Source organism: Pseudomonas sp. Soil_N_39, from assembly GCF_057655955.1.
The window spans coordinates 143,938-161,807 of the sequence record NZ_JBDGLI010000015.1; the positions used below are offsets into that span (position 1 = coordinate 143,938).

The 17,870-nt window shown below is 65.0% G+C and carries 2 protein-coding genes; both read right to left on the reverse strand.

Features of this window, described 5'->3' with window-relative positions:
- Window positions 1–93: 93 nt before the first annotated feature.
- Window positions 94–12,615 (reverse strand): non-ribosomal peptide synthase/polyketide synthase, encoded by a 12,522-nt coding sequence (locus AC3A5O_RS21340; protein ID WP_487753689.1) that lies wholly within the window; start codon window positions 12,613–12,615, stop codon window positions 94–96.
- Window positions 12,615–17,870: amino acid adenylation domain-containing protein (locus AC3A5O_RS21345; RefSeq protein WP_487753690.1), on the reverse strand; the 5,256-nt coding region annotated here is incomplete at its 5' end. The genes AC3A5O_RS21345 and AC3A5O_RS21340, both read right to left, overlap by 1 nt.

Genomic DNA, 17,870 nt, shown 5'->3' on the forward strand with positions numbered 1-17,870 from the left:
CTTGCTCGCGATAGCTTTGGTCCAGCCAACATCGAGGTTGACTGATGCGCTGCCATCGCGAGCAGGCTCGCTCCCACAGACCCACCCCAAGACTTAAGCGGCCTGCGCCACGCAGTGCTCGATCAACGCTTCCAGTTCCTCCTGGTACGCGCGCATCAATCCCTCGACGGTCTCGGCACGGTAGCGGCGAGTGCTGAAGATGCAGCGCAGCGCCAGGCGCCCGTCGTACACCTGTCCCACCACTTCCAGCCAGTTGCCCAGCGCAGCATGGGGGCTGTAGCAGCTGCCGTAGCTTTCCGCCGCCGGCACCAGCAGTGCCTTGTCGTCAAAGCTCTGGTCGAACTGCCCCAGGTAGTTGAACGTCACCCGCGCCTGGGGCGCGCGGCCCAAGGTCGCGGCCATCGGCTCGCCGCTCATGTAGCGCAACACGCCATAGCCCAATCCCTTGTTCGGCACGGCGGCCAACTGCCGTTGCACCGCCCGCACCGACGTGCCGATGTCGGCTTCAGGGCTCGGGGCCAGGCGCACCGGGAACATGCTGGTGAACCAGCCGAGGCTGCGGCTCAGGTCGATGTCCTTGACCAGGTCCTCGCGACCATGCCCCTCCAGCTGGATCAGCACCGAAGGCTGCTGGCTCCAGCGGCACAACACCCGACTCAACGCCGCCAGCAACACGTCGTTGATCTGCGTCTGGTAGACCGCCGGCACCTGTTTGAGCAATTGCTGGGTGTGCTGCTCCGACAGGCTCAAATGCGCGACCGACTGGTACTGCACCTGGTTCTTGCCCCGCAGGTTGTCACACGGCAACTCGCTGCCCGGCTGGTCGATCTGCTCCAGCCACCAGGCTTTTTCCTGCGCCGGATAATCCCGTGCATAGGCTTGCAAGCCCTCGGCCCAGGCCCGGTAGCTGCTGGTGCGAATCGGCAGGTTCGGTGTCTGGCCGTCGCAGTAGGCCGTATAAGCCGTCTGCAAATCCTGCAACAACAAACGCCACGACACGGTATCGATGACCAGGTGATGAATGACCATCAGCACGCGGATTTCACCACTGCCCAAGGTCACGTGCGCGGTGCGCCACACCGGCCCGTTGTGCACATCAAGGCTGCGTTGCACCTGTTCGGCATACAACTCCAGCTCGGCTTCATCGGCCACGGTGTGCTGCCACAGCAAGGGTTCGCTGGCCCACTGCGCCTGCATCTCTTCCAACGCCTGGTAATGTTGCAACTGACGCCCGCCGACCTCACTGAAGCGCAGGCGCAAGGCGTCGTGCTGCTGCAGCATGCCACGCAACGCCAGTTCCAGCGCCGTCAGGTTCAGCGCCTGGCGCGCCCGCAACATCAACGCCTGGTTGTAGTGATGGGGTTCGCTCATGCGCTGGTCGAACCACCATTGCTGGATCGGAATCAGGTTGAATTGCCCTTCGGCGGCCACCTGGGTCACGTCCTCGACCGTCACGGCGAGCGTGTTCGAACGCTGGTCGAAAATCGCCTCGATGGTCTGGCCGCGCATCAGGTCCCGCAGCTTGAGTTCCATCTTCAGCTCCCCATGGTTGCGTACCCGCGAGACCACTTGCAGGCTGAGGATCGAGTCACCGCCCAACTCGAAGAAATTATCGGTGATGCCCACCCGCTCGACTTGCAACACCTCGGCCCAAATCTCGGCCAACAGCTGCTCATCGCGGTTGCGCCCCGGCACATACTCGGCGCCCTTGAATTCCGGCTCTGGCAGGGCCTGGCGGTCGAGCTTGCCGTTCGGCGTGACTGGCAACGCCTCCAGGCAGATGACCTGGGCCGGCACCATGTAATCCGGCAATTGCACCCGCAGTTCCGCCTTGAGCCGATCACCGATGGCCACCCCATCGGGGGTGACCACATAGCCGATAAGTTGCTTGCCCGAGGCACTGTCGCGGGCGATCACCAACGCATCGCTGACGTCGTCCAGTTGCCGCAGGCTGGCCTCGACTTCCCCCAGTTCGATGCGGAAACCCCGCACCTTGATCTGGTGGTCGATACGCCCGACGTAATCGAGCACCCCGTCGGCGCGCTGGCGCACCAGGTCGCCGCTGCGGTACAGGCGATCGCCCGGCTGGCCGAACGGGTCCGGTACGAAGCGCTCGGCACTCAGGTCCGGACGATGGTGATAACCACGGGCGATGCCCTCGCCACCGATGTACAACTCACCGGCAATGCCCGGCGGCAACGGGTTGAGGTTGTCGTCCAGCACATACAAGGCGCGCTCGCCCACCGCCCGCCCGATCGGCGCGTAGGCGGCTTCGCAACGTTCGCTGGCTGGCACCTTCCACAGCATCGGCGTGACCACGGTTTCCGTCGGACCATAGCCGTTGGTGAAGAATTGCGGACGCAGCGCCGCCTTCACTTGCTCGAAGGTCTGGTCCGGCACCGCATCGCCACCGAAGCAGTACACCCGCACCGGCGGTGGCGCCAGTTGGCTGTGGGCGGCGTATTCGGCCAGTTGTTTGAGGTAGGCCGGCGGGAAGCAGGCGATGGTAATGCCGTGGCGGTGCAAGGCGTCGAAGGTCTGCTCCGGCGTCCACAGCATGCCGTCGCGAATCACCAGGGTGCCACCGCTGAACAACGTGCTCAGCCAGCGCTCATGGGCGCCGTCGAAGGCGAACGACATGAAATGCAGTTCGCGGGTGTGTTCGTCCATGTCATACAGCCCGGCGATGGCCTGGCAATGCATGCTCATCGGCCCGTGCGCCACGGCGACGCCTTTGGGTCGACCGGTGGAACCCGAGGTGTAGATCAGGTAGGCCAGATTGCCGCCGAGCAAACCGCTGCGCGGCGGCAAGTCGCTGTAGCCACGGCTGTCGAAACCGTCGATGGCCAGGCGCGCCAAACCGTCGAGATCAGGCAAACGCCCCTGCACCCGACTGTGGGTCAGCAACAGCGCCATGGCCGAATCTTCGATCATGAACGCCAGGCGCTCGGGCGGGTAATCGATGTCCAGCGGCACATAGGCCGAACCGCTTTTCATCACGGCCAGCAGCGCCACGACCATGTCCACCGAACGCTCCAGGGCCACGCCGACTACCACTTCCGGGCCGGCACCGAGTTCGATCAAACGGTGGGCCAGGCGGTTGGCCCGACGCTCCAGTTCGCCATAGTCCAGCGAGTCGTCGCCACACACCAGCGCCGTGGCCTGCGGACGCGACTGGGCATGCCGGCCAATCAATTCCGGCAACAACTGTGGCTGATAGCAGCCGTTCGGCGCCGCGCTCCATTGCTCGAAGGCCTGCCACTGTTCCAGCGACAAGCGCTGCAGGTTGCCCAGGCACGCGTGGGGCGCATGGATCATCGCTTCCAGGGTGTCTTCCATCGTCCGGCGGATGCGCTCCACCGCTTCGACGCTGAAGGCGTTGCGCAGGAACAGGTACTCGATGGACAGCGTGTCGCCCAGGTTGACCGCCAGGTCCATCGGGAAGTTGGTCACGTCATGATTGCGTGAGTCGCCGAAACTCAGGCCAGTGTCCTGCTGCTCGCCCAGGCGTTCGTCGATGGGGTAGTTCTCGAACACGATGATGCTGTCGAACAAGCCCTGCCCGCCCAGGCCCGACCAGCGCTGGATGTCCGCCAGTGGCGCATGGGAATGCTCGCGCAGATCCAGGTTGTAGGCCTGCAACTGCTGCAGCCATTGATCCAGAGGCTGCTCGGCGTCCAGGGTCTGGATCACCGGCAAGGTGTTGATGAACAGGCCAAGGATGTTGTCGGCGTTGACCAGCCCCGCCGGACGCCCGGCGACGGTGGCGCCGAAGACCACGGTGTTCTGCCCGGTGAAGCGTTGCAACAACAGCAGCCACGCCCCTTGGATCAAGGTATTCGGCGTTATCTGCAAGGCGCGGCAGGCCTGTTGCAGGCGTGCGGTCTGCGCCGCGTCCCAGCGCGAATACAGCGCCTCGTGCCCCGGCAATGCCGCGACATGCCGCGGGAACATCGCCTGGTTGAGGGAAGTCGCCTGTTCCAACGTATCGAGGCGGCTGCGCCAGAAGCGCTCCAACGCACCCTGGTCCTGGTGTTGCAGCCATTCGATGAACTCGCGGTAGCGACCATTGCGGCTGGGCACCTGCCCATGGGCGTAGAACTGCAACACCTCACCGAACAACCGTGAACTGCTCCAGCCATCCATGAGGATGTGATGACAGGTCCAGATCATCTGGTAGCGGTCGTCTTCCAGGCGCAGCAACAGCACCCGTTGCAAGGGCGCGCAGCCCAAGTCGAAACCGGCCAGGTAATCGGCGGTCGCCCGGGCGCTGATCGCCTGCTCGCTGATGTCCTGTCCACGCCAGTCTTCGATCTGCAACGGCAATTCAACGTGACGATGGACGATTTGCACCGGCACGCTCAAGCCATCCTGCCAGTGGAAACTGGTGCGCAGGATGTCCTCGCGCTCGATCACCGCGGTCCAGGCCCGGGCGAAACGCTCGGTGTCCAGGCCGTGCACCGGCAGGCTGATCTGATTGATGTACAAGCCGGAGCTGTCGTCGGCCAGGGTGTGGAACAGCATGCCGTCCTGCATTGGCGACAGCGGATAGATGTCCTCCACCTGCGCCACCGGCACCGGCAAGCCGTTGAGTTGCGACTGGCTCAAGCGCGCCAGCGGGAAGTCGGAAGGTGTCAGGCCCTGGTGCCCGTCGGTGCAGCAGTGGTCGATCAGTTGTTGCAACGCCACGGCGTAGGCATCGGCCAATTGCTGGAGCGTGGCCTCGTCGAAGACATCGCCACTGAAGGTCCAGTCGAGGGACAACTGGCCGTTGAAGATCCGGCCGTCGATGGTCAGCCAGTTGCCCAGCGCCACGTCATCGCCGTGCCCTGCGCCACTGCCCTCCTCACTCGGCACGAACAGCGCCTGCTCATCGAAGCTCTGGTCGAATTGCCCCAGGTAGTTGAAGGTGATGCGCGCTGGCGGCAGTTTTGCCAGCCGCTGCTGGACCGCTTCGGCGCCGAGGTAGCGCAGGACGCCGTAGCCCAGGCCCTTGTTCGGCACCGCGCGCAGCTGTTCCTTGATCCGCTTGATCGACTCGGCGGGGTCGCTGGCCGGTGTCAGCAACACCGGGAACAGGCTGGTGAACCAACCGACGGTGCGACTCAGGTCGATGCCATCGAACAGCTCTTCGCGGCCATGGCCTTCGAGCTGCACCAGGCAGGCCGGTTGCCCGGTCCATTGGCAGACCACTTGCGCCAGGGCGCTGAGCAGCAAATCGTTGACCTGGGTGCGATAGGCCGTCGGCGCTTGCTTGAGCAGACGCTGGGTCTGGGTGGCGTCCAGGCGTGTGCTCACCGAACGGCCATGGGCCGCGGCCTGGCTGCCTTCGGGCCGGGCCCGTGGCAACGGTGGCAGAGGCTGATCCAATTGCCCGACCCAATAATCCAGTTCCTTGTTCAGGGTTTCGCTGTGGGCGTAATCCTGCAACTGAGCGGCCCAGGCCTTGAACGCCGTGGACTTGCCCGGCAAGGCCGGCGTCTGGTTCGCCCGCAGTTGGCGATAGACGTTTTGCAGGTCTTCCAGCAGCACCCGCCACGACACGCCGTCCATGACCAGGTGATGAATCGCCAGGTGCAGGCGCGAACTGCCGTCCTGCACCGCGATCAGGCTGCAGCGCAGCAATGGGCCGTGTTGCAGGTCGAGGCTGCGTTGCGCCTGGTCGGCGATGGCGACGATCTCGACGGCGTCCTGGGCGGTGCGTTGCCAGATCTCCAGCGATTGCTCATCCACGGCCTGATGGCTGGCATGCCAGCGGCCATCGTCGGCCTGGGTGAACCGCAGGCGCAGGGCATCGTGATGGGCCACCACGTGCTGGAGGGCCTGTTGCAGAGGGGCGATCTCCAAAGGTTCGCGCGGGGTCAGCAGGACCGATTGGTTCCAGTGATCGCGGTGCGGGATATCGCTGGCGAAAAACCAGTGCTGCATCGGCACCAGCGAGCTGTCACCGGTGACCGGTCCTTGGTCGCTCACACCTTCATCGGCCGCCGTGGCGATCCGTGCCAGGGCCTGGATGGTCTGGTGTAGGAACAGGTCCTTGGGGGTCAGGCCGATGCCTTGGGCACGTGCCCGGCTGACCACCTGGATCGAATTGATCGAGTCGCCACCCAGGGCGAAGAAGTTGTCGGCAGTACCCACCCGCTCGACGCCGAGCACCCCTTGCCAGATGTCCACCAGCGCCCGCTCGATGGCGTTGACCGGTGCGGTGAATGCTTCTTGGCGTTCGGCCAGGTCCGGCGCCGGCAGCGCCTTGCGGTCGAGTTTGCCGTTCGGGCTCAGCGGCATGTGTTCCAGGCGGGTCAGGTGCGTCGGCACCATGTGCTCCGGCAGGCTCAGGCGCAAATGGGCCAGGAGCGTCTCGCGCAGCAGCGACCAGTCGCCGGCTGCATCGGCGTGAGCGACCACGTAGCCGCTCAGCACCTTGCCACTGCGGCTGTCCTGGGCCACCACCACCGCTTCGCGCACCGTCTCATGTTCAAGCAGGCGCGCTTCGATCTCACCCAATTCGATACGGAACCCGCGGACCTTCACCTGATGGTCGATCCGGCCGATGTAGTCGATTACCCCGTCAGGGCGATAGCGCGCCAGGTCGCCAGTGCGGTACAGCCGCTCGCCGGCCACGAACGGGCTGGCGACGAAACGCTCGGCGGTCAGTTCGGGACGGCGGTGATAACCGCGGGCCAGGCCCTGGCCGCTGAGGTACAGCTCGCCGTTGACGCCGCTTGGCACCGGGTTCAGTTCATCGTCGAGGATGTAGGTCAGCAGGTTGGCAATCGGCTCGCCAATCGGCACCGCATCGCGCCCTTCGTCGCGGCAGGTCCAATGGGTCACGTCGATGGCCGCTTCGGTCGGACCGTACAGGTTATACAGCCGGGCATTGGGCAACTTGGCGAACACCTGCTGCTGGGCATCCACCGGCAGGGCTTCGCCGCTGCAGACGATGCGGGTCAGGCGGGTGCAACGACTGACGTTGGCGTCGAGCACGAACGCTTGCAGCATCGACGGCACAAAATGCAGGGTGGTGATGCTTTCCCGTTGGATCAGACTGACCAGTTTCTGCGGATCACGATGATCGCCCGGTGCCGCGACGACCAGGCGCACGCCGGTCATCAACGGCCAGAAGAACTCCCAGACCGACACGTCGAAACTGAACGGGGTCTTCTGCAAGACACTGTCACCGGCCTCCAAGCCATAGGCCTGTTGCATCCAGCACAAGCGGTTGGTCAGCGCGCCATGGCTGTTGCCGGCGCCCTTGGGCTTGCCGGTGGAGCCGGAGGTGTAGATCAAATAGGCCAGGTTCTGGGCGCTGGCCCGGGATGGCGGATTGTCGGTGGGGTTGCCCCGCAGCCAGTCGTCGTCCCCATCCAGCACCAACGTGGTGACACCACTCCCACCTGTGGGAGCGAGCTTGCTCGCGATGAGGCCCTCACCTCCAACATCACTATTGACTGAACCACCGCCATCGCGAGCAAGCTCGCTCCCACAGGACAGCGGTAGTTGGTTGAGCAATGAGCTTTGGGTCAGCAGCAGCTCGATGCCGCTGTCCTCAATCATGTAGGCCAGGCGCTCCGGCGGGTATTCCGGGTCCAGCGGCACGTAGGCGCCGCCGGCCTTGAGGATCGCCAGCAGGCCGACGACCATCTCCACGCTGCGCTGCACCGAGATGCCCACCAGCACATCCGGGCCAATGCCGCGGGCGATCAAGGCGTGGGCCAACTGGTTGGCGCGGGCGTTGAGCTGGGCATAGCTCAGCGACTGCCCTTCGAACACCAGTGCCTCAGCGTGAGGATCGCGCTCGACCTGGGCTTCGATCAACTGATGCACCGGAATATGGTTCGGGTAGTCGGCGTAGGTGCGGTTCCACTCCTCAACGATCAGGCGCCGCTGCACGCCGTCCAGCATCGGCAGTTCAGCGATGCGCTGAGTCGGGTTGGCGACGATGGCACGCAACAGGTTCAGCCAGTGCTCGCCCAGGCGGGCGATGGTGCCCGGTTCGAACAGGTCGCTGGCATAGGTCAACGCGGCACTGAGGCCATCGGCGTATTCGAAGGTGTCCAGGGTCAGGTCGAACTGCGCGGTGCCTGAGTCCCAGGTCAGTTGCTCCAGGCTCAGGCCCGGCAACACCGACAGATCCCGGCGGGCCTCGCTGGCATGGTTGAACATCACCTGGAACAGCGGCGTGTGGCTCAGGTTGCGCGCCGGTTCCAGCCGTTCCACCAGCTGTTCGAACGGCAGATCCTGATGGGCCTGGGCGCCCAGTGCGCGTTGCTTGACCTGATCGAGCAACTGGTCGAACCGCAGGTTGCCGTCGATGTCGGCCTTGAGCACCTGGGTGTTGACGAAGAAGCCCAGCAGGCGCTCGGTTTCCACCCGGTTACGGTTGGCAATCGGCACGCCGACACGGATGTCATCCTGGCCGCTGTAGCGGTGCAGCAAGGTCTGGAAGCCGGCGAGCAAGAGCATGAACAGCGTGCTGTTGTGCTGTTGGGCCAGGCGCTTGAGGCCTTCGGCCAAAGCCGGCTCGATGACGATGGGCAGCCGTGCGCCGCGATAGCTTTGCTGGGCCGGGCGCGGATGGTCGGTCGGCAGTTCGAGAATCGGTTGCTCGCCGCCCAACTGCTCGATCCAGTAATCGAGTTGACGCTGCTGCTCCCCCGCCGCCAGCCATTGCCGCTGCCAGTGGCCATAGTCAGCGTATTGGATCGGCAGCGGCGCCAACGCCACGGGCTGGCCCTGGCTGAAACCTGTGTACAACTGCAGCAGGTCGTCGACCATGATCTGCATCGACCAGGCATCGGACACGATGTGGTGCTGGGTCAGGATCAGCACATGATCATCAGCCCCCAGTTGCAACAACTTGACCCGCAGCAACGGACCGCGCTGCAAATCGAACAGTCGTCGGGTTTCGGCTTCGATCAAGCCGCGCAAGGCCGGTTCATCGATACCGGCTTGCACCGATTCGACCGCCAGGGTCAGCGCCGCCGGTGCATCGATCACTTGCAGGGGACGCTCATTGTCGAGCACGAAGCGGGTCCGCAGGCTCTCGTGACGCGCCACCAGTGCATCGAAACTCTGTTGCAGCGCGGCACGGTCAAGGGGCCCGCGCAAATGCAGCGCGGCGGGAATGTGATAGGCGCTGCTGGCGGGTTCCAGTTGCCAGAGGAACCACTGCCGTTGCTGGGCGAACGAGAGCGCCAGCGGCTGGTCGCGAGCAATGCGTGGAATGCTCGGTTCATCATTCGCCGATGCCGTGCCCAGGGCCTCGACAAACCCCCGCAGGCTGCGATGGGCGAACAGCAGGCGCAACGGCACCTGGATATTGAGTTGCTGGCGAATCCGCGACATCACCTGGGTGGCCAGCAAGGAATGGCCGCCCAGTTCGAAGAAGTTGTCGTCCAGACCCACCCGCTCGACCTTGAGGATATCGGCCCAGATCGTCGCCACCGCCTGCTGCACGGGTGTCTGCGGCGCGACATAGGTTTTCTGCCACTGGCTGGCATCGGGCTTGGGCAACTGCTTGCGATCCAGCTTGCCGTTGGGCGTCAGCGGGAAGCGCGACACCAGCACAATGTGCGCCGGCACCATGTAGTCGGGCAGGTTGACCTTGAGCCCTGCGCTGAGGCTGTCACGCAGGTCGCTCTGGGCGGTGGCGTCCAGGTCATTCAGCTCGGCGCTTGGAACGATGTACGCCACCAACGCCTGACCGCCCGGTGCCTCTTGGGCCAACACCGCCGCTTCGCGCACGCTGCCCTGTTCCAGCAGGCGCGCTTCGATTTCTCCCAGTTCGATACGGAACCCGCGGATCTTCACCTGATGGTCGATGCGCCCGAGGTATTCGAGGATGCCGTCGGCACGCTGGCGCGCCAGGTCACCGGTGCGATACAGACGCTCGCCGGCGACAAACGGATGGGGCACGAAACGTTCGGCAGTCAGCGCCGGGCGCTGGAAATAACCCCGGGCCAGGCCCTGGCCGCCGATCAGCAATTCACCGGCCACGCCATAGGGCACCGGCATCAGATCGGCGCCGACGATGTACAGCGCGGTGTTGTCGATGGGTCCGCCCAGCCACGGTTGCGCAGCCTGGGTTTGCAACGGGTGCAGGGCCGACCAGATGGTGGTTTCCGTCGGGCCGTAGAGGTTCCACACTTCACCGCCGAGGGCGAGCATGCGCACGGCCAGTTCCCGGGGCAGCGCTTCGCCACCGCACAGGCACTTGCAGCCGCGCAAACCCTCGGCGTGCTCGTTGTCCAGCAACATGCGCCAGGTCGACGGGGTGGCTTGCACCACGTTGACCTGCTCCGCCGCGATCAGCGCCAACACCGCGTACGGGTCCTGGGCGACGTGCTGGCCGGTCAGCACGATGCACGCGCCGACCATCAGCGGCACGTAGATTTCCAGGCCGAAAATATCGAACGAGAACGTGGTCAGCGACAACGCCCGGTCCTGGGCCGTCATGCCCGGCGCCTTGGCCATGCTCGCGACAAAATTGGTCAGCGCGCCGTGGCGCACCATCACGCCCTTGGGCTTGCCGGTGGAGCCGGAGGTGTAGATCGCGTAGGCCAGGTGCTCCGCATCCAGGCGCGTCGCCGGCGCCTCGCAGGCATAGCCGTCGAGCCAGTCACCCTCCTGGTCCAACACCAATGTCTTAACGCCAACACCGGACCCTGTGGGAGCGAGCTTGCTCGCGATAGCGTCGGCACACCCGGCATCATCATTGACTGAACCACCGCTATCGCGAGCAAGCTCGCTCCCACAGGACAGGGGCAACTGGTTGAGCAGCGAGCTTTGGGTCAGCAGCAGCTCGATGCCACTGTCTTCGATCATGTACGCCAGGCGGTCCTGGGGGAACGCCGGGTCCAGCGGCAGGTAGGCGCCGCCGGCCTTGAGGATCGCCAGCAGGCCCACCAGCATGTGCGCGCTGCGTTCCACGGCAATGCCGACCAGGACATCGGGGCCCACGCCGAGGCTCTGCAGCTTCCCCGCCAACTGATTGGCCCGGGCATTGAGTTGGCCGTAACTCCAGCGTTCGCCGTCGATCACCAGCGCCGGGGCGTCCGGGGTGCGCGCCGCTTGTAGCTCGAATAGCTGATGGACAAAACCCGCCTCGGGTGCCGGCGACGGGGTGCGCTGGCCGTCGTCGAGCTGGGCCTGGCGCTCGGCCGCGTCGAGCAACGGCAATTCACCGATGCGCTGCGCCGGGTCGGCGACGATCGCCCGCAACAGGTTCTGCCAATGCCCGGCCATGCGCGCAATCGTCTCGGCACCAAACAGATCGGTGGCATAGATCAGCCCTGCCGAGAGCCCTTCGCCGTGCTCCAGCGTTTCCAGGGTCAGGTCGAATTGCGCCGTGTGCGAGTCCCAGTGCAGCCCCTCGACTTTCAACGCACCGACCGGCCCCTCGCCCGCCGGGCCTTCGGTCCGGTGGTTGAACATCACTTGGAACAGCGGGCTGTGGCTCAGGTTGCGCTCAGGCTGCAACGCCTCGACCAGTTGTTCGAACGGTAACTCCTGGTGAGCCTGGGCGCCCAGGGCTGTTTGCTTCACTTGTTGCAGCAGGGCACCAAACGAATCCTGGCTCTGGATATCGCTGTCGAGCACTTGGGTATTGACGAAAAAGCCGATCAGGCGCTCGGTTTCGACCCGGTTGCGGTTGGCCGTCGGCACGCCGACGCGGATATCGTTCTGGCCGCTGTAGCGATGCAACAGCGCCTGGAACGAGGCCAACAGAAGCATGAACAGGCTGACGCCTTCGCGCTGGGCCATGTGCTTGAGGTCGCCGGCCAGTACCGCATCGATGGCAAGTTCGAGCCGCGCGCCGCGATAGCTCATCACCGCCGGACGCGGGAAGTCAGTGGGCAATTCCAGCACCGGTTGCTGGCCACCCAAGCGTGCGGTCCAGTACTCCAACTGGCGTTCGCGCTCGCCCGCTTCCATCCAGTGCCGCTGCCAGATGGCGTAGTCGGCGTACTGGATCGGCAGCGGCGGCAGTTCCGGCGCGTGGCCCTGGCTGAAGGCGGCGTAGCCGTTGACCAGTTCCTCGACCATCACCTGCATCGACCAGCCATCGGCAACGATGTGGTGCAAGGTCACGATCAGCACATGGTCATCCGCCGCCAACCGCAGCAGGCGTGTGCGCAGCAACGGCCCTTGTTGCAGGTCAAAGAGCTGGCGGGTTTCGGCTTCGATCAACTGGCGCAGTTGCGTCTCGTCCGGCCGTTGTTCCAAAGTGTCTACCTGCAAACGCACCGGCGCCGCCGCATGCACTTGCTGCACGACCTGCTCGCCCTGGGTCTGGAAGGTGGTGCGCAGGCTCTCGTGACGCGCCACCAACGCCGTGAAACTCTGCTCCAGCGCAGCGATGTCCAGCGGCCCACGCAAGCGCAGGGCCGTGGGCATGTGATAAGCCGCGCTCTCGGGGTCCAACTGCCACAGGAACCATTGGCGTTCCTGGGCAAACGACAGCGACAACGTGTCGAACTCGGCACTGACGGGCGCAATGGGCAGGTTCGCCGGGGAAACGTTCTCTTCGAGCATCTTCTGCAAGTACAAGCGACGTTTTTCCAGCGGCAGCGTTATGAAGCGCCTGGCAATACGTTGTGCGACAGCGGTGTCCATCAAACCTCCTCAAATTCATCGAGCAGCGCTTCAAGCTTGCTCAATTTCGACGTACTCATGGGTTCGCCGGCAGGCTCGAGTTGCGCCACGAACGCGCCGAGTACCGGGAATTGGAAAATCAGTTGCGGGGTCAAGGTCAGGCCCAGTTCCAGTTGCAGGCGCGAGACCACGCTCACCACCAGCAGCGAATGCCCGCCCAGCTCGAAGAAGTCGTCGCCCAGCCCGACCTGCTCGACCTTGAGCACGTCTTGCCAGATGGCCGCGACCCGGCATTCCAGGTCGCTCTGCGGTGCGAGGTAAGCCGACTGCAGAGCACGGGTGTCCGGTGCCGGCAAGGCCTTGCGGTCGAGCTTGCCGTTGGGGGTCAGCGGCAAGTGGTCGAGAAAGACCCAATGGGTCGGCACCATGAAGTCCGGCACCTGGGCCGCCAGTCGCGCCTTGAGCCGGTCGCTCAGGCTGGCCTGCTCAAGAGGGCTGTCGAGCGTGCTGTCCTGGCCGACCAGGTAGGCCACCAGGTTCGGCCCGCTCACGTCGTCCCGCGCCAGCACCACCGCATCGCGCACATCGGCATCGGCCTGCAGGCGCGCTTCGATTTCCCCCAACTCGATGCGCAGGCCACGGATCTTCACTTGATGGTCGATCCGGCCGAGGTACTCGATCACCCCTTCCGCGCCATAACGGGCCAGGTCGCCGGTGCGATACAGGCGACCACCCGGGGCTGGCGCGAACGGGTCGGGGATGAAGCGCTCGGCGCTCAGTGCCGGTCGTTGGTGGTAACCACGGGCCAGGGAATCACCGGCGATGTGCAACTCGCCGACGGCGCCCACGGCGCAAGGCTGCAACGCCGCGTCCAGCACGAAGGTGCGCACGTTATCGATGGGACGGCCAATGGCGATGATCCGCTCGGCGTCGTCTTCGCTGCCGCGCACCACGGCATGGCTGCTGGTGTCGATGGTCGCTTCGGTCGGGCCATAGAGGTTGCGCAACTCGCCATCGAACAGCGCCATGACCTGGCGCGACAAGTGCGCGCTGAGGGCTTCGCCACCGCACAGCAGCAGGCGCAGGGAGGCCAGTTGCTCGCGAGTCGCCAGGGGCAGCAACGCTTGCAACAGCGAAGGCGCCATTTGCAGCACGCTGATGCGCCAGCGCGCCACGTCGGCCCAGAGGGTGGTCAGGTCGAGGTTCAGCTGCGGGCTGGCGAGCACCAGTTGCGCGCCGCTCATCAACGGCAGCCAGAACTCCCAGACCGAGGCATCGAAACTGATCGCGGTTTTTTGCAGGACGCGGTCATCGGCGGTCAGTTTCAGGCAACCTTGCATCCACGCCATGTGATTGCTCAGGGCGGCATGGCGAAGGGTTACGCCCTTGGGCTTGCCGGTGGAGCCGGAGGTGTAGATCACGTAGGCGAGATTCTCGCCGTCGATGATTACGCCCGGGTCGCGTTCGCTGTAGCCGGCCAGCCATTGGTCGGGCTGATCCAACAGCAGCGCGGCCACGGCAGCGTCGCCGAACAGCGGCAGCACATCGGTTTCAGTGAGCAGCAAGGCGATGCCGCTGTCCTCGACCATGTACGCCAGGCGATCCTGTGGATAAGCCGGGTCCAGCGGCACATAGGCACCACCGGCCTTGAGCACCGCCAGCAAGCCGACGACCATCTGCACGCTGCGCGACAGCGCCAACCCCACCAGCACGTCGGGGCCGACGCCGCGTTCGATCAAGCCATGGGCCAGGCGATTGGCCCGGGCGTTGAGCTGGGCGTAGGTGAGCGTCTCCTGCTCGCTGACCAGGGCGAACGCGTCGGGGGTACTGCGGGCCTGGGCCTCGATCCATTGATGGACCGGGCGCCGAGGCGGTTCCACCACCGAGGTGGCGTTCCAGTCGTGCAGCAGCCTGTCGCGGGTCACCTCATCCAACAGCTGGATGTCGCCCACGCAACGGTCGGCCGGCAGGCTCACCATTTGTGCGAGCACGTGGGCCACCTGCTCAGCCAGGCGCTCGACGGTGTGTGTAGGGAAAGCAGCATGGGCATAGGTGAAGTGCAGGCTCAGGATGTCAGTTAGATTGACGGCCAGGGTCAGCGGGAAATTAGTCTGTTCCTGGCTGGCCACACTGCCGAAGCTCAAGCCCGAGGGCGCCTGCGCTTGCAGGGCCTGGGACACGGGGTAGTTTTCGAACACCAGCAAGGTGTCGAACAAACCGTCACCGCCCTGCCCGGCCCAGCGCTGGATCTCGAACAACGGCGTGTGCTCGTGCTCGCGCAAGGCCACGTTCAGGCCCTGGATCTGTTGCAGCAGTGCGCTCAGCGGTTGCTCCGGACGCGGGCTGGCGATCACCGGCAAGGTGTTGATGAACAGGCCGATCTGCTGCTCAACCCCCTTGAGCTCGCTCGGGCGTCCCGACACGGTGGCGCCGAAGGCCACGGTGGCATGCCCGGTGTAGTGCTGCAGCAGCAACAGCCAGGTCGCCTGGACGACGGTGTTGAGGGTGACTTTCTGCTGACGGGCGAACTCGCTCAGGCGTTGGGTCTGCTGGGGCGTCAGGTCGTGATAGTGGCTGGCATGGCTGCTTTCCAACGTCGATTGCAGCGGCGCGAAACCGGTCTCGGCCAGGCGGGTCGGCGCCTCCAGGCTTTGCAGCTGCCCCAGCCAGAAGGTCTCGCTGGCCTGGGCGTCGCGGCCTTGCAGCCAGGCGATGTAGTCCCGATACCGCCCGGCCGGGCGCGGCAGGGCCTGGCTGTCATAGCGTTGCAGCACTTCGCCGAGCAACTGTGAGTTGCTCCAGCCGTCCATCAGGATGTGGTGATGGGTGTAGATCAGGTGGTAACGCTGCTCAGCGATGCGCACCAGCACCAGACGCAGCAACGGTGCGCAGGCCAGGTCGAAGCCCTGCTCGCGCTCGGCGTCCGCCCGTTCGGCCAGGGCCTGGGTGACATCGGCGCGGGCGCTCCAGTCCAAGGAAGTGAACGGCACGCGCACCTGCTTGTGCACCACTTGCACCGGGCGCTCGCTGCCCTGCCAGATAAAACTGCTGCGCAGACTGTCATGGGCATCGACCGCCGCTTGCCAGGCCGCCTCGAAACGCCGCGGGTCGAGGCCGTTGATGTCCAGGCGCATCTGGTTGATGTACTGGCCACTGCCCGCTTCGTACAGGCTGTGGAACAACATGCCTTGCTGCATCGGCGCCAGCGGGTAAAGGTCTTCCACCCCGCGCGCCGACAGCGCCAGGCCATCGAGTTGCGCCTGGGTCAGGCCGGCCAAAGGGAAATCCGCCGGCGTCATGCCCTGGCTCGTCGGGTCGCAGCAATGGGCGATCAACAGCGCCAGCTCACGGGCGTAGTCATCGGCCAAGCGCTGGATGGTCGCCGGCTCGAACTGTTGCGCACTGAACGTCCAGCCCAACCGCAGCGCGCCATCGAACACCTGGCCGTTGAGCGTCAGCCAGTTGCCCAGGGTGGTCAGCGGGCTCTGCTCGTCACCGGCGCTTTCCCTGGCCGGGCTGAACAGCGCGCCTTGGTCCTGATCGAAACTGCCGTCGAATTGACCGAGGTAGTTGAAGGTGATGCGCGGCACCGGCAAGGCTTCCAGGGCCGCCCGACAGGCATCGTCGCCCAGGTAGCGCAGCGCACCGAAGCCCACGCCTTTGTCGGGAATCGTCCGCAGCCCTTGCTTGATCGACTTGATCGAGTCCGCCAGTTCGACGGCCGGCGACAACCGCACCGGGAACAGGCTGGTGAACCATCCGACCGTGCGGGTCAGGTCGACGTTGGCGAATAGCTCCTCGCGACCGTGGCCTTCGAGCTGGAGCAACAGGCTGTCGTGGCCAGTCCAGCGACAGATCACCCGGGCCAGGGCCGTGAGCAACAGGTCATTGACCTGGGTGCGATAGGCCGCCGGCGCCTCTTGCAGCAACTGCCGGGTCAAGTGCGCGTCCAGCCGCGTTTGAACGGTGACGGCCTCACGGTTTTGCCCGATCGCCTCCGGGTCGAGGCACGGCAGGTCGGTCGGTGCGTCGTGCAGTAACCCTTGCCAGTAGGCCAATTGCTGCTGCAGTTGCGCGCTGCGAGCATGGGCTTGCAGCTGCTCGGCAAACGCCTTGACCGAGCTGGTCTTGGCCGGCAATTGCAGCGCTTGGCCGGCGAGCAACTGCTGGTAGGCGGTTTGCAGGTCGTCGAACAGAATTCGCCACGACACACCGTCCACCGCCAGGTGATGAACCACCAGCAACAGGCGCTGGCTGCCATCGGCCAAGGTCGCCAGCACCCCGCGCAACAGCGGCCCGGTGTCCAGGTCGAGGCTGCGCTGGGCCTGATTGGCGAGGGTTTCCAGCGCGCTGGCATCGGCCACGTCACGTTGCCACAGCAAACCGTTGCCCGCCCAAGCCTGTTGTTGCGCCGCCACCTCTCGGTGCTCGGCGCGCCAACCTTCGGCGGTTTCACGGAAAGACAATCGCAAGGCGTCGTGGTGCAGCACCAACGCCTGCAGGGCCTGCTCTACCACCGACGCTTGCAACGGACTGGCCGGTTTCAGCAACACAGACTGGTTGTAATGATGACGCTCGGGAATCGCCTCGGAGAAAAACGCCTGCTGGATCGGCAACAGCTGCGTCGACCCTTCGCTCGGCGCCTGATCGATGGCCGGCGCCTGTCCACCGGTCTGGGCAACGCTCGCCAGCGCCTGCACGGTCTGGTGCTGGAACAAGTCCTTGGGGGTAAAGCGGATGCCCGCCTGACGGGCGCGGCTGACCACCTGGATGGAGACAATCGAGTCGCCGCCCAGCTCGAAGAAGTTATCGCTCAAGCCGACCCGGTCCACTTTGAGCACGTCCTGCCAGATTGCCGCGATCTGTTGTTCCAGTTCACTTTGCGGCGCCACGTAGGCCTGCTGGACCTGGCTGGCGTCGGCGGTCGGCAAGGCCTTGCGGTCGAGCTTACCGTTGGCGGTCAGTGGCCATCGTTCGAGGAACAGCAGGTGCGTCGGCACCATGTAGTCGGGCAGCTCGGCCTTGAGCTGAGTCTTGATCTGCTCGCGCAGGCCGGCTTCGTCCTCGCCGACTTGCGCCGGAATCACGTAACCCACCAGTTGCTGGCCGCTCGGCCCTTCCTGGGCCAGCACCAACGCTTCGCGCACCGCTGCCAGGGCATTCAGGCGCGCTTCGATCTCGCCCAGTTCGATGCGGAATCCACGGATTTTCACTTGATGGTCGATGCGACCGACGTACTCGATCACGCCATCGCTGCGGTACTGCGCCAGGTCGCC